The 13956-nt window shown below is 70.1% G+C and carries 14 protein-coding genes and 1 pseudogene; 12 read left to right on the top strand and 3 right to left on the bottom strand.

The window, feature by feature from the left end; all coding sequences use genetic code 11:
* Nucleotides 1–34: 34 nt before the first annotated feature.
* A complete protein-coding gene (locus VV01_RS14975; protein WP_050670581.1) occupies nt 35–391 on the bottom strand; it encodes a YciI family protein in 357 nt (118 codons plus the stop codon).
* 239 nt (nt 392–630) lie between these two features.
* Here VV01_RS14975 and VV01_RS14970 point away from each other — a divergent pair, with 239 nt between their 5' ends.
* The 10 genes and pseudogenes from VV01_RS14970 to VV01_RS14925 all read left to right on the top strand — a co-directional run bounded on the left by VV01_RS14970 (nt 631) and on the right by VV01_RS14925 (nt 9548).
* Nucleotides 631–2241, top strand: coding sequence for an MFS transporter (locus VV01_RS14970; protein ID WP_050670580.1), 1611 nt, complete (start codon nt 631–633; stop codon nt 2239–2241).
* A 145-nt stretch (nt 2242–2386) separates the two neighbouring features.
* Nucleotides 2387–2674 (top strand): DUF3263 domain-containing protein, encoded by a 288-nt coding sequence (locus tag VV01_RS14965; RefSeq protein WP_157508865.1) that lies wholly within the window; start codon nt 2387–2389, stop codon nt 2672–2674.
* Between the two features lie 121 nt (nt 2675–2795).
* On the top strand, nt 2796–3173 hold the full coding sequence (locus VV01_RS14960) for a hypothetical protein (protein ID WP_050670578.1): 378 nt from the start codon (nt 2796–2798) through the stop codon (nt 3171–3173).
* An 81-nt stretch (nt 3174–3254) separates the two neighbouring features.
* Complete coding sequence (locus VV01_RS14955) at nt 3255–3944, top strand: hypothetical protein (protein ID WP_157508864.1); 690 nt, start codon at nt 3255–3257, stop codon at nt 3942–3944.
* Nucleotides 3945–4124: 180 nt separating this feature from the next.
* Nucleotides 4125–5753: a chaperonin GroEL gene (groL, locus tag VV01_RS14950; protein WP_050670576.1), complete on the top strand. Its 1629-nt coding sequence runs from the start codon at nt 4125–4127 to the stop codon at nt 5751–5753.
* Between the two features lie 237 nt (nt 5754–5990).
* Nucleotides 5991–6524: pseudogene (locus tag VV01_RS14945) on the top strand (universal stress protein); the annotation flags it as partial.
* On the top strand, nt 6507–7001 hold the full coding sequence (locus VV01_RS14940) for a universal stress protein (RefSeq protein ID WP_231635335.1): 495 nt from the start codon (nt 6507–6509) through the stop codon (nt 6999–7001). The pseudogene VV01_RS14945 and the gene VV01_RS14940, both read left to right, overlap by 18 nt.
* Before the next feature lie 63 nt (nt 7002–7064).
* Nucleotides 7065–7847, top strand: coding sequence for an SDR family NAD(P)-dependent oxidoreductase (locus VV01_RS14935; protein WP_050670573.1), 783 nt, complete (start codon nt 7065–7067; stop codon nt 7845–7847).
* The gene (locus tag VV01_RS14930; RefSeq protein ID WP_050670572.1) at nt 7844–9076 is read left to right on the top strand and encodes an aminotransferase class I/II-fold pyridoxal phosphate-dependent enzyme; all 1233 of its coding nucleotides are present in this window, start codon (nt 7844–7846) and stop codon (nt 9074–9076) included. The genes VV01_RS14935 and VV01_RS14930 overlap by 4 nt, the downstream gene beginning before the upstream one ends.
* On the top strand, nt 9069–9548 hold the full coding sequence (locus VV01_RS14925) for a GNAT family N-acetyltransferase (RefSeq protein WP_050670571.1): 480 nt from the start codon (nt 9069–9071) through the stop codon (nt 9546–9548). The genes VV01_RS14930 and VV01_RS14925 overlap by 8 nt, the downstream gene beginning before the upstream one ends.
* A 129-nt stretch (nt 9549–9677) precedes the next feature.
* On the opposite strand, the gene VV01_RS14920 is transcribed toward VV01_RS14925, so the two are convergent.
* Both VV01_RS14920 and VV01_RS14915 read right to left on the bottom strand, forming a co-directional pair.
* Nucleotides 9678–10514 carry an alpha/beta fold hydrolase gene (locus VV01_RS14920; protein WP_050670570.1) on the bottom strand — a complete coding sequence of 279 codons (837 nt, stop codon included), beginning with the start codon at nt 10512–10514 and terminating at the stop codon, nt 9678–9680.
* A gap of 30 nt (nt 10515–10544) precedes the next feature.
* The gene (locus tag VV01_RS14915; RefSeq protein WP_050670569.1) at nt 10545–11243 is read right to left on the bottom strand and encodes a VOC family protein; all 699 of its coding nucleotides are present in this window, start codon (nt 11241–11243) and stop codon (nt 10545–10547) included.
* A gap of 70 nt (nt 11244–11313) precedes the next feature.
* Between VV01_RS14915 and VV01_RS14910 the strand changes: the two genes are divergently transcribed.
* Entirely contained in the window at nt 11314–11880 is a 567-nt protein-coding gene (locus VV01_RS14910; RefSeq protein WP_050670568.1) for a PadR family transcriptional regulator, read from the top strand.
* Nucleotides 11877–13949 carry an NADPH-dependent 2,4-dienoyl-CoA reductase gene (locus VV01_RS14905; RefSeq protein WP_050670567.1) on the top strand — a complete coding sequence of 691 codons (2073 nt, stop codon included), beginning with the start codon at nt 11877–11879 and terminating at the stop codon, nt 13947–13949. Before VV01_RS14910 ends, VV01_RS14905 begins: the two co-directional genes overlap by 4 nt.
* Nucleotides 13950–13956: the final 7 nt, after the last annotated feature.

Below are 13956 nucleotides of genomic sequence, written 5' to 3'. Positions count from 1 at the left end.
ACGCTTCCTCACATCGAGCTCGGGTCCGCGGCGCTCAGACGTTGGGCTGCGGCTTGAACTCGCGGATCTCCTGCGGCCACCCGCACGCGACGGCGATCTTGCCGCCCCACTCCTTGGCGGCCTCCAGGTCGGGGACCTCGACGACCATGAACCCGCCGAGGAACTCCTTGGTCTCGGCGAACGGTCCGTCGGTGAAGACCACCTCACCGCTGGTGGCGTCGACGGAGACGGCCTCCTCGACCTCCTCGACGAGACCGCCGGCGAACACGTAGACCCCGGCATCACGGGCCTCACGGGTCACGGCCATGGCCAGCGGCGCCCGGCTCCGGAACCACTCGCCGCTGTGGTCGCCGACCCACTGCTGGTTGAAGTAGATGAGGTACTCGGTCATGTCTGCTCCTCGTCCGGGGCACGGCCCGTCGCCGGCCTCCACGATCTCCACGAACGGGGTACGCCGGATGCGACAGCCTCGGCGCCACGAGCTCGGTCACGTACGCCGATGGTCCCGCGAATCCTGTCTGTCCGGCACTCCATGCACTGCCGGGCAGACATCTTTCGTGGAGGGTGTCGCAACGGGCCGCACCCGTTCGTGGAGGTGGTGAGAGCAACCCACACCACGAAGGAGCAGCGATGACCACCACCGACGCCCCAGCCGCGACGCGGCGTGAATGGATCGGCCTGGCCGTCCTCGCGTTCCCGACGCTGCTGCTGTCGATCGACATGAGCGTGCTCTACCTCGCGCTCCCGAGCCTGACCGAACAGCTCCACCCGACCAGCACGCAGCAGCTGTGGATCATGGACTCCTACGGCTTCATGGTCGCGGGCTTCCTCGTCACGATGGGCACGCTCGGTGACCGCATCGGACGCCGGCGCCTGCTGCTGATCGGCTCGGCCGGGTTCGCGGCCGCGTCGGTGCTGGCGGCGTACAGCACGTCCGCCGAGATGCTCATCGTCGCCCGGGCGCTGATGGGCATCACGGGCGCGACGCTGATGCCGTCGACGCTGGCGCTGATCAGCAACATGTTCCGTCAGCCCGCTCAGCGCGGTACGGCCATCGCGATCTGGATGAGCTGCTTCATGGGCGGCATGGTCGTCGGACCGCTGACGGCCGGTGTGATGCTGCAGCACTTCTGGTGGGGCTCGGTGTTCCTGCTGTCGATCCCGATGATGGTCCTGCTGTACGCCGCCGCGCCGGCTCTGCTGCCCGAGTACCGCGACCCTGACCCCGGTCGCCTCGACCTGCCGAGCGTGCTCCTGAGCCTCGCCGCGATCCTCCCGGTCGTCTACGGGCTGAAGGAGATGGCTCGCCACGGTGTCACCGCCGGCACGGTCGTCCCCGCGCTCGCAGGTGTCGCGGTTGGTGTCGTGTTCATCCGTCGGCAGACCCGGCTCACGCACCCGCTCATCGACGTGCGGCTGTTCGCGATCCGCCGGTTCTCGGTGTCGCTCGGCATCAACGTGGTCGCCGGTCTGCTGATGGCGGGCATGTTCTTCCTGACCACGCTCTACCTCCAGCTCGTCCTCGGTCTGAGCCCGCTCGGCTCGGGCGCCTGGATGGTGCCGGTGCAGCTGTGCATGGTGGCCGCCTCGCTGGCGGCGCCGCGGATCGCGCGACGTGTCCGGCCGGCGTACGTCATGACGGCCGGCCTGGCCCTCACCGCCGTCGGGTACGCCGTCGTCGGCCTCACCGCGATCACCGGCTCGTACGACGCGGGCCCGCTGCGCGTCGTCATCGGCTTCGCGATCGCCTCCGTCGGCATCGCCCTGCCGACCGCGCTGATCATCGACCTCGTCGTGGGGTCGGCCCCTCCGGAGAAGGCGGGCTCGGCGTCCTCGGTGTCGGAGACGTCTGCCGAGCTGGGCATCGCCTTCGGCGTGGCACTGCTCGGCAGCCTCAGCAGTGCGGTCTACCGCTCGGGCCTCGTCCTGCCCGACGGCCTGACGAGCGCGCAGCAGGCAGCGGCCCGCGACTCGATCGGCGGAGCGGTCGAGACCGCGCAGGGTCTGCCGGCACAGGTGGCCGCCGACCTCATGGGGAGTGCGCGCGACGCGTTCAGCACCGGCCTGGCGATCGGCGCGGCCATCGCCGTGGTCGCGTTCGCCGCGGCAGCCGTGGTGACGCACCGGATGCTGCGCGACGTCGAGGCGTACGACGAGGAGGTGGGCGCGGGCGTACCGGCCGGTCCTGCCGAAGCGCCCACACCGGCGCTGGCGGCTGCCGTATCGTCGCCGGGTGAGTGACATGCAGACCTCAGTGGCCACAGCAGTCACAGGCGACCCAGACACCTCATCGTGGAATGACACCGGTGTGATTCGCCCTCTACTATCGGGATCGGACAGTGATCTCGACGACGTCGAGCAGACGTCGATGGAGGACCGCAATCACATGAGTGCCGCGGAGCAGGCGCAGCAGCCGGCGGGCGCACAGCTGACCGAGCGCGACGAGCAGATCCTGGCGTTCGAGCGGCAGTGGTGGAAATACCCCGGCGCCAAGGAGCAGATGATCCGCGAGCGGTTCGACATGAGCTCCACCCGCTACTACCAGGTGCTCAACACGCTGCTGGACAACCCGGTCGCCCTCGAGCACGACCCGATGCTCGTCAAGCGGCTGCGCCGGCTGCGGGCCTCCCGCCAGAAGCAGCGCTCCGCGCGCCGGCTCGGGATCGAGATCTGAGGATCCCCATGAACGTGCGACGCCCGTCTCGGTATCACCCCGGGGCGGGCGTCGCTCATATCCAGGTGACGCACCGATGCGTCACCGGAACGCCGGACCGCCCAGGAGGCGTCGCAGGCCCATGAGCATCGACGGAGCCAGCAGCGACGGAGTCCACGAGACCAACCCGTGCCGGGCCGCCTACCTGCGTCGCATCGAGCGCAACCGGCACCGCTCGGTCAGTGAGCTGATCGACGGGCTCGGCTGCGAGTTCGCGGTCGCCGTCGACGTCATCGCCCAGTACGCCGACCTCGCACCCGAGGCGGTCCGCTGCGCCCGTGCCACGGGTCACGCCACGGGCCCGAGAGAGCACCGCCTGCTCGTCGAGCTGTACGCCCTGTGCCAGACCGTCGAGGACGTGCTCGGTGCGAGCGCCGCGACGTGGTTCGCCGGCACCGACCAGGCGCACGCGCTCGACCGGCTGCTGCGCGAGGCGCGTCCCGCTCATCTCGTGGCCTGAGACCCGCCACCAAAGTCGGGGTCGCTGTGGCCCGAAGGCTGATGTGCTGAGACCTCGCGGGCAGGCACCGTGGTGGTCGTCATGGCGAAGACACAGCGATACCTGATCACCGTCCGCGGCCGCGAGCACGTGCTGAGCAGGACCGAGAAGGGCTTCCAGCAGATCCTGGTGCACACGGTCGACGGCGCCGAGGTCGCGCGGCGTACGACGAGCGACCAGCGGGTCACGCTGAAGCCGTCGGACCCGGCCGAGGGAGTGCTCAAGGTCCGGCTCACCGTTCTGGGGGCGGTGAGGCGGGCGACCCTCGTGCTCGACGACCTCGAGGTCGACCTCGACCCCGAGCCCGGTTCGCGGGCGGCGTTGCTCGAGGCCAGGGCTCGCGAGCGACCACGGCTGTACGCCGCCCGGCACGTCGTCGGCGCCGCGGCCGGCGTCCTGCTGCCGCTGCTCGGGATCGGGCTGCTCATCAATGTCGTCCTGCGCTGGCTGGGCGGACTGCTGCCCGACGTCGACGGGCCGGACCTGCCGTCAGTGCCGACACCCGATCTGCCGGACATCCCGTGGCCCGACTGGGAGCTGCCCGACTGGCAGCTGCCGGGCTGGGTGCAGGCACTGGCCGCTGCCGCGAAGTTCGTCGTCCCGATCCTGATCGCCCTCGGCGTGGCGGCGCACGAGGTGCGGCGCCGCCGCCAGCAGGACGAGCTCAAGCAACAGTTGCACGACGGCACCGTGGAGTCGAAGTCGGGCGACCGGCGTACGGACTCCTCGTGAGCATTTGCACTCGGAGGGGTCGAGTGCTAATCATGGCCTTAGCACTCTCCCTGTGAGAGTGACAGACCAGACCGTACGTCGAGGGGCTGGCCGAGCGGGTGACGTGAGCTCGCGCGGTGGTCTCGTCCGTCGCGGGCGTCGTGCGGTCGATTCGCTTTCGTGTGGGAGGAACCACCGCGCATGGCCAAGACCATTGCATTCGACGAGGAGGCGCGCCGCGGGCTCGAGAAGGGTATGAACACCCTTGCCGACGCCGTGAAGGTGACGCTGGGCCCGAAGGGCCGCAATGTCGTGCTCGAGAAGAAGTGGGGCGCGCCCACCATCACCAACGATGGTGTGAGCATCGCCAAGGAGATCGAGCTCGAGGACCCCTACGAGAAGATCGGCGCCGAGCTGGTCAAGGAGGTCGCCAAGAAGACCGACGACGTCGCCGGTGACGGTACGACGACGGCCACCGTTCTGGCCCAGGCGATGGTTCGCGAGGGTCTGCGCAACGTCGCCGCGGGTGCCAACCCGATGGCGCTCAAGCGTGGCATCGAGGCCGCCGTGACCGCCGTGAGCGAGTCGCTCGCCGGTCAGGCCAAGGAGATCGAGACCAAGGAGCAGATCGCTGCCACCGCGTCCATCTCCGCTGCCGACTCCCAGATCGGCGAGCTCATCGCCGAGGCCATGGACAAGGTCGGCAAGGAAGGCGTCATCACCGTCGAGGAGAGCAACACCTTCGGCCTCGAGCTCGAGCTCACCGAGGGCATGCGCTTCGACAAGGGCTACATCTCCGGTTACTTCGTGACCGACACCGAGCGCATGGAGACCGTCCTCGAGGACCCCTACATCCTCGTCGTCAACTCCAAGATCTCGGCGATCAAGGACCTCCTCCCGCTGCTGGAGAAGGTCATGCAGTCCGGCAAGCCGCTGGCGATCATCGCCGAGGACGTCGAGGGCGAGGCCCTGTCCACGCTGGTCGTCAACAAGCTGAAGGGCACCTTCAAGTCGGTCGCGCTCAAGGCTCCCGGCTTCGGTGACCGTCGCAAGGCCATGCTCGGCGACATCGCCATCCTCACCGGTGGCCAGGTCATCTCCGAGGAGGTCGGCCTCAAGCTCGACACCGCTGAGCTGGACCTGCTGGGCCGCGCCCGCAAGATCGTCGTCACCAAGGACGAGACCACGATCGTCGAGGGTGCCGGCGAAGCCGACGCCATCGCCGGTCGCGTCGCGCAGATCCGCGCCGAGATCGACAACAGCGACTCCGACTACGACCGCGAGAAGCTCCAGGAGCGCCTGGCCAAGCTCGCCGGTGGCGTCGCCGTCATCAAGGCGGGTGCCGCGACCGAGGTCGAGCTCAAGGAGCGCAAGCACCGCATCGAGGACGCCGTCCGCAACGCGAAGGCTGCCGTCGAGGAGGGCATCGTCGCCGGTGGTGGCGTGGCTCTGCTGCAGGCGACCGACGCGGCTTTCGCCGGTCTGAAGCTCGAGGGCGACGAGGCCACGGGTGCCAACATCGTCAAGGTGGCCGCTCAGGCGCCGCTGAAGCAGATCGCCTTCAACGCCGGTCTCGAGCCGGGCGTCGTGGTCGAGAAGGTCCGCAGCCTCACCCCGGGTGAGGGCCTCAACGCGGCCACCGGCGACTACGTCGACATGATCAAGGAAGGCATCATCGACCCGGCCAAGGTGACGCGTTCCGCGCTCCAGAACGCCGGCTCGATCGCTGCGCTGTTCCTGACGACCGAGGCCGTCATCGCCGACAAGCCGGAGAAGGCTGGGGCGGCTCCGGCCGACCCGACCGGCGGCATGGGCGACATGGGCTTCTGACGAAGCGAAGCGAGGAAGAAGCCCAGATGACACAGGGCTGAGTGGATGCCAGGGATGAACGTAGTGAGTCCCTGGCATCCGCGAAGTCTGGGCTTCTAAGTCCGGCAGAGCCTGACAAGGGCTCAGCTCAACGCGAAGGGCGGTCCCGTACGGGGCCGCCCTTCGTCGTACCCGCCCAACCCCTTCAGGCCGAGTGCGCATGTCGTGCTAGTTCAGGTCGCTCGCAACGAGCACGACATGCGCACTCGGCCGGAAGGGGAGGCCGCGCGACATGCGCAGTCGGCCGGGTGGGCCTGCTGCCATCATGGGGCCATGAGCGAGCAGGCGTACGTCTACGTCCGGTCCGGCGATCCGAGCGGCCCCGTGGTGGTGGGCGTCGACGGCTCGGGCACCGATGAGCCCGCGGTCACCTGGGCGGCCTACACCGCGGCCCGGCACGGCGTGCCGCTGCACCTGCTGCACTCCAACGAGGTCGCGCTCAGCGGCGCGGTCCAGGACGACCCGGGCGCGGGCAGCGACGAGACCCTCGAGGCGTTGCGCGCCCAGGGCCAGGCGCCGCGCGCCGCCGACGACCTGGTGGCGCGCGTACGACAGGCGCACCCTGGTCTTGACGTGGTCGCGACCGAGACGTCGGGAGCCGCGTCGGAGTCGTTGATGTAGGAGCAGGACTCCGCGCTGGTGCTCGTCGTCGGCTCCGGGCGTCGAGGTGGCATCGGCGAGCGCATCCTCGGGTCCACGTCGCTCAACATCGCGATGCACGCGACCTGCCCGGTCGCGGTGGTCAACCCTGGGGTCGACGTCGAGGCCGAGCTCAAGGGCGAGATCGTGGTCGGCGTCGACGGCAGCCGTGACAGCGCGGCCGCGGCCGAGATCGCGTTCGCCGCAGCGGCGGCGCGGGGCAGCCACGTGACATGCCTGTCGAGCTGGTACCTCGAGGTCGCCGACGGAGTGGTCGTCACCGACGAGGACACCCCGCAGCGGCGCGCGATCGACGACCGCCAGCGTGAGCGGGTCGAGTCCGCGATCACGGCGGCGCGTGAGGCTCACCCTGACGTCGCCTACGACATCGAGGTCGTCAACGGTCCGAGCAGCAAGGTCTTGGCCGCTCGCTCGGAGCAGGCCGACGTGCTGGTGCTCGGCACCCGCGGGCGAGGCGGGTTCGCCGGCAAGCTGCTGGGCTCGGTCAGCCAGAAGGTCCTGCAGGCAGCCCAGTGCCCGGTGGTCGTCGTGAAGTCGAAGACCGACTGAGCAGGTCCTGACCTCGCAGTACGCCGTTCGCTCGCCGGGCTCCTCGGATACGGTCGAGTCCTCATGGCTCACAACGTTCTTGTCACCGGCGGATCGAGCGGCATCGGCGCCGCGACGGTCCGGTCCTTCGCCGCTCAGGGCGACGTCGTCTGGTTCACCTATCGCAGCGGCGCCGATCGCGCCGAGGCGCTCGTCGAGGAGGTGACGGCTGCCGGGGGCGAGGCGGCGGCGTACCCGTTCGACCAGGGCGACCGCGCCTCGCAGGACGAGCTGCTGACGCAGCTGCCCGGCCCGGTCGACGTGCTCGTCAACAACGCCGGCCTCGGCTCCAAGACCGTCGAGTCGTACGCCGACGACCCGGCAGAGCAGGACCGAGCGCTCTTGCAGGTCAACGCTGTTGGCGTGCTGTGGCTGACCCGGGCGCTCGTGCCCGGCATGCTCGAGCGGGGCTACGGCAAGGTCGTGTCGGTCGCGAGCGTCGGAGGGGGAGTGACCCAGTTCCCGGGGTTCCAGCTCGCTGATGGCATGAGCAAGGCGGCGGTGGCGTTCATGGGGCGCCAGCTCGCGGCCGAGCTGGCGCAGACGCCGGTCGACGTCTTCACCGTCTGCCCCGGAGCCACCGACACGGCGATGTTCGCGGCGAGCACGCTCGACGGGCTCGGCGCCGACGAGCGTGCGGCGTTCGACGCGTCGCTGCCGAAGCAGCGGCTGATCGACCCGAGCGAGATCGCCGAGGTGATCTGCTACCTGTGCAGCGACGCGGCGCGGGTCATGCACGGCGCCGTGATCGACGCGTCGATGGGTCTCGGTGTCCACCCAGGGCTGATCTCAGGAGGGCAGCGATGAGCGCACCCGGCATCTCGACGCGCGCGGCCCGCATGGTCGGCGAGCCGAGCCACCTGGTCGAGGCCCACACGACTGCTGTCGCGGATCCCTTTGACCCGCAACGCAATCCGCAGGGTTACGTCAACCTCGGCACCGCCGAGAACGAGCTCGTCTCCGACCTGCTGCTTCCTCGGTTGCGCGCCGCCCGTGAGGTCGTCGCGTCCGACACGCACTACGGGTCACTGCACGGCACCGACGAGTTCCGTTCTGCCGTGGCCGATCTGCTGACCTCACACGCCGGTCGCCCCGTCGACGGCTCGCGCCTCGTCGCGATGTCCGGCACGTCCGCTGTGCTCGACGCCCTGGCCTACGCGCTGTGCGAGGAGGGCGAGGCGGTCGTCGTACCCGCTCCGTTCTACGGCGGGTTCGACGTCGACTTCACCGCTCGTGCTCGCGCGCGGCTCGTCCCCGCCCCGTTGTCGTCGGGCGACGGGTTCGCGCTGTCCGCCCGCGCAGTCACCGACGCCGTCGAGCAGGCGCGCGCCGCGGGTACGACCGTGCCCGCCGTGGCGCTGATCTCGCCGCACAACCCCACGGGGCGCGTGTATGCGGCCGATGCGCTGCGTGAGGTCGTCGACGCGACCCGGGCGCTCGGCGTACACCTGGTCGTCGACGAGATCTACGCCCGCTCGGTGTTCGGCGACGTGGTGTTCACCTCTGCGCTGTCGTTCGAGGACGAGCACGTGCACGTCGTGTGGGGGTTCGCCAAGGACTTCGCGCTGTCGGGCTACAAGGTCGGCCTGCTGCACACCCGCCACGACGACGTGCTGGCGGCGGTGACCGCTCAGGCCTACCTCTCGCCCGTCTCGAACGACGTGCAGCGCACGCTGGTCGGTCTGCTGGGCGACGCTCGCTGGGTCGCGGACTTCACGGCCGAGTCGGCCCGTCGTCTCGCGGTGTCCCATGCGCTCGTGGTCGACCGCCTCGCCGAGCTGGGCGTCGAGACGGCTGGTGCGCAGGCCGGAGTGTTCGCGTGGATCGACCTGCGCGCGCAGCTCACCGAGCAGACCTGGGCGGCCGAACGCGCTTTGTGGTCAAAGCTTTTCGACGACGCGCACATCAACATCGCGGCCGGCGAGCTGTTCCACGGCGACGAGCCCGGGTGGTTCCGCATCACGCACGCGGCCGATCCCGTGCACGTCACCGAGGCGCTCGACCGGCTCGGCCGGGTGCTGGCTCACGATGAGTGACCGGGTCGTACGCCGGGCGCGCGCCACGGACCGCGACGCGTTCGTCGCGCTGCGTGCGGTGATGTTCGAGGCGATGGACGTGCCCGGCTGGGACGACGACGAGTGGCAGCAGGCGGCGGGCGAGTGGTTCGAGCGGTCGTGGGGCAGCGCGGAGCACTGCATCGTCGTCGCCGAGGTCGACGGGCGGGTCGTGGCCACGTCCGTGGCGAGCCTGCGCGACGCCGTGCCGTCGCCGGGGCAGCCCGCGGGCCGGCGGGTGCTGGTGCACAACGTGTGCACCCTGCCCGAGGCGCGCGGGCAGGGGCACGCGCAGGCGGCGTTCGCGGAGATGATGCGCTGGGTGCGCGAGGAGTCGGGGGCCGAGGGCGCTGAGCTCTACGCCACCGCCGCCGGGCGGACGATGTACGAGCGTGCCGGCTTTCGTGAGTCGACCTACCCGGCTCTGCGGCTGGGCCTGACGTCCCACGGCTGATCCGAGACCGAGCACGGGCTGGTGCGGACGCTCGCCCGGCCGTTGACGAGATCCCCGACGGTTGCAGGGGGCTTCGTCAACGGTCGGGGTCACGTCGTCGAGAGGAGGGCCCGTGCCGCGAGACGTGGTTCACGCGAGCGACTCCTCGACGCGGTCGAGCCACTCGTGGACGAGCGCGGTGAAGAGGACCTCCTGCTTGAGGTGCACGTTGTGGCCGGCCCGATCGAGCACGGCGCACGTCATGCGCGGGAAGCGCTCCAGCAGCGCCCACTGGTCGGCGTAGCCCACGACGTTGTCCTGACGCCTCGCGACGAGCAGGCTCGGACCGTCGAAGTGCTCGACCGGTGACGCCTCGAACGCACCGGTGTAGGCGCCCGAGATCCGTTGCACCGCAGCCTCATCCGCGATCTCGGTGCCGACGATGATCTCGTCGTGCATGCGGTGGACGACCCGAGCGTCCTGCACGACGGCGATCGACTCGACGTCGGCGCGCTGCTCGTCGGTGAGATGGGCGTACGACGACGGGTCGGCCACGAGGGTCTGCGCGGGTGGCACCGTGCGCCGCGCGTGCTCGGCGATCACGGCCGGAGCGATCAGGCACAGACCCGCGTAGCGGCCGGGATCTGCCGCGACCAGGCCTTGGGTCAGGTATCCGCCGTAGGACTCACCGGCCACGACGAGCGGCCCGCTCGGCACGATCTTGGCGACCACCTGCCGCACGACGTCGAGCACCGCGTCAGTGGAGTCGACGCGGGCTCCCGCGACGCTGCGTCCCATGCCCGGCAGGTCGACGTAGACGCGCCGCCACCCGTCGCGGGCGCTCATAACCGGTTCGAACGCGCCGGTCATCAGGCGGTGGTCGGCGGGGAAGCCGTGCAGCAGGACGGCCGTGCCGAACCGAGGGCGCGCTGGCCCGTGCTCGACGATGTGGACGAGGGAGTCGTGGACCGCGACGAAGTCACTCACGCGGGTGAGATTAGCCGCGGTGGACGACAGTCAGTCGCGGTCCTGCCAGGTGCAGATGCACGCCTCGTTGCCCTCGGGGTCGGCGAGCACCCAGAACGCCCTGGCTCCGGCATCGCTGACCAGGCGCCCGCCTGCCTCGAGAGCGGCGGCGAGGCGCTGCTCGGCGACGTCGTGGGTGAGCCAGACGTCGAGGTGGGTCTTGTGCCGCTGCGGTGCAGCCGGGTCGAGGCCGGCGGCGGGCGAGGCCGGGTCGACCTGCTGGAACCACACGGCCGGCCCGAGGCCGTTGGGGTCGCTGATCGCGCGGACCGTGTCGCCCTCGACGGCAGGCGGCTCGTCGGCGTACGCGAGCAGGGCCGTCCAGAACGGGCGGATCGCGTCGATGTCGACCGCGTCGATGCCGACCTCGACGAGTCGGACGTCGCGCGGCTGCGACACGACGGATGCGCCGACGGCCAGCTCGCTGATCGCGCGGGCGAGCGCGATGTCGCGGTCGGTGACGGCGTGCACGTCGTGCGAAGTGGTGCTGATGTGCAGGACGCCGGGATAGCGGATGTCGAGCGACGGGTGGTGGCCGAGGCGATCGGCGGTCGCGGCGACCCGTGAGGCGAAAGCACCCGCCTCGGCGTACGAGCTCAGCCGGAACGCCGCCCGCAGCTCGTGACTGAGGTAGCGCCAGTCGTCCAGGCCGAGCGTGGCGAACTCGGTGGCAGTGACACGAGGGCTCATGCCTCGACCGTACGACCGAGGACTGACGTCAGGCTTGACGTTGCAACAAAGTGCATATGAAACTTGGCGCATGTCGCTGGAGCACGCCATCCTCGTCTCCCTCGCCGAGCAGTCGGCGAGCGGGTACGACCTCGCGCGCCGGTTCGACCGGTCGCTGGGGTTCTTCTGGAATGCCACGCACCAGCAGATCTACCGGACTCTCGCGCGGATGGAGCGTGAGGGGCTCGCCGCCTCGCAGGTCGAGACCGGCGACGGTCGCCCAGACCGCAAGGTCTACGCGCTCACCGACCACGGCCGTCACGAGCTCGAGGTCTGGACGCGTACGCCGTCGCCGCCCGAGCTGCCGCGCAGCCTGTTCGCGGTCAAGGTGCGGGGGATGGGGCACGGCGACCGGGGCGCCGTGATCGCCGACATCCGACGCCAGCGCGACCACCACGTCGAGCAGCTGGCGTACTTCGAGGCCAACGCCGCCAAGCACTACCCCGACCCGGGTGCGCTGTCGGCCGACGAGCTGCCCGTCTACCTCGTCCTGCGGGGCGGGATCCTGACCGAGAAGACCTACGTCGAGTGGTGCGACGAGATGCTCGATCTCCTTGCGCCCCAGCATGATTCGCAGACAACCGAGGAGAAGTCGTGAGCTACGAGCACCTGCTGTCCCCGCTCCAGGTGGGCCATCTCACCCTGCGCAACCGCATCGTGATGGGGTCGATGCACACCGGCCTCGAGGACAGGGCGAAGCACTTCCCCGACCTCGCTGCGTACTTCGCCGAGCGCGCCAAGGGCGGCACCGCGATGATGATCACGGGCGGCTTTGCGCCCAACGTCGAGGGCTGGCTGCTGCCGGCGGGCTCGCTGATGCGCACCCGGCGCGCGGCCGACAAGCACCGCCAGATCACCGACGCGGTGCACGAGCACGACTCGCGCATCCTCATGCAGGTGCTGCACGCCGGGCGCTACGGCTACCACCCCCTGATCCGGTCGGCGTCCTCGCGCAAGTCGCCGATCACGCCGTTCAAGCCCCGTGCGCTCAGCACGCGTGGTGTGGACGCGACGATCGACGCGTTCGTCCGCGCCGCGACCCTGGCCCAGCGGGCGGGGTACGACGGCGTCGAGATCATGGGCTCCGAGGGTTATCTGATCAACCAGTTCCTCGCTGCTCGCACCAACGACCGCACCGACGCCTGGGGCGGGTCCGCAGAGAACAGAATGCGATTCCCGGTCGAGATCGTGCGTCGCACACGTGAGGCGGTCGGCGACGACTTCGTGATCGACTACCGCATCTCGCTGGTCGACCTGGTCGACAACAGCCAGACGTGGGATGAGGTCGTCGAGCTCGCCCACAAGATCGAGGACGCCGGCGCGTCGATGCTCAACACGGGCATCGGCTGGCACGAGGCACGCGTGCCCACGATCGTCACCTCGGTGCCACGCGCGGCGTTCGCCGACTGGAGCGCGCGGATCAAGGCCGAGGTCGAGATCCCGGTCATGACCTCCAACCGCATCAACACCCCCGAGGTGGGCGACGAGCTGGTCGCAGCGGGCAAGGCCGATCTGATCTCGATGGCGCGTCCGATGCTCGCCGACGCCGACTTCGCCAACAAGGCGGCCGCGGGCCGGGCCGATGAGATCAACACCTGCATCGCGTGCAACCAGGCCTGCCTCGACCACACCTTCGCCAACCAGCGCGCCAGCTGCCTGGTCAACCCGCGCGCCGGACGCGAGCGGGACCTGGTGCTGCTGCCCGTCCCGAAGCCGCGCGCCAAGAAGGTCGCCGTCGTCGGCGCCGGCCCGGCAGGTCTCGCCGCTGCGGTGTCGCTCGCCGAGCGCGGCCATCAGGTCACGGTGTTCGAGAGCCGCGACGAGATCGGCGGCCAGTTCCGGATGGCCATGCGGATCCCGGGCAAGGAGGAGTTCCGCGAGACGCTGCGCTACTACACCCGCCGACTGGAGGTGCTCGGTGTCGACGTGCGGTTGTCGACCGCGGCCACCCAGGCCGACCTCGCGGCGTACGACGACGTGGTGCTCGCCACCGGCGTCAAGCCGCGCGTCCCGAGCATCCCGGGCATCGACCACCCCAAGGTCGTCGCGTACGACGCGCTGCTGCGTGGCGAGGTCGAGGCGGGTCACAAGGTCGCGGTCATCGGTGCCGGTGGCATCGGTTTCGACGTGAGCGAGTTCTTGCTGCACGACCAGGACGAGAAGCTGCCCGAGTGGCAGGAACGCTGGGGTGTCACCGAGGACCCGGACGCCGTCGGCGGGCTCACCGCCAAGAAGCCGCAGAACCCGCGCCGTGAGATCTATCTGCTGCAGCGCAAGGCCAGCTCGCTCGGCAAGGGCCTGGGCAAGACCACCGGCTGGGTGCACCGGCAGACGCTCAAGGACAGCAAGGTCGAGATGATCGGCGGGGTCGTCTACGAGCGCATCGACGACGAGGGCCTGCACATCACGGTGCCGGTCAGCGCCCCGAAGCCGAGTGCGTCCAAGAGCCGAATCCCGTTGCCGCGCAAGGCCAAGGAGGCCGACGAGCCGGTCGAGCGGGTCAGCCGCGTGCTCGACGTCGACACGGTCGTGGTGTGCGCGGGCCAGGAGTCGGTGCGTGACCTCGTGGCCGACGGCGTGCACGTGATCGGTGGCGCCGACGTCGCGGCCGAGCTCGACGCCAAGCGGGCGATCAAGCAGGCCACCGAGCTGGCCGCCTCGATCTGACCGGCCG

It is taken from the genome of Luteipulveratus halotolerans, from assembly GCF_001247745.1.
In the GTDB taxonomy this organism is placed as follows: domain Bacteria; phylum Actinomycetota; class Actinomycetes; order Actinomycetales; family Dermatophilaceae; genus Luteipulveratus; species Luteipulveratus halotolerans.
This window is presented reverse-complemented; position numbering and strand designations above follow the sequence as displayed.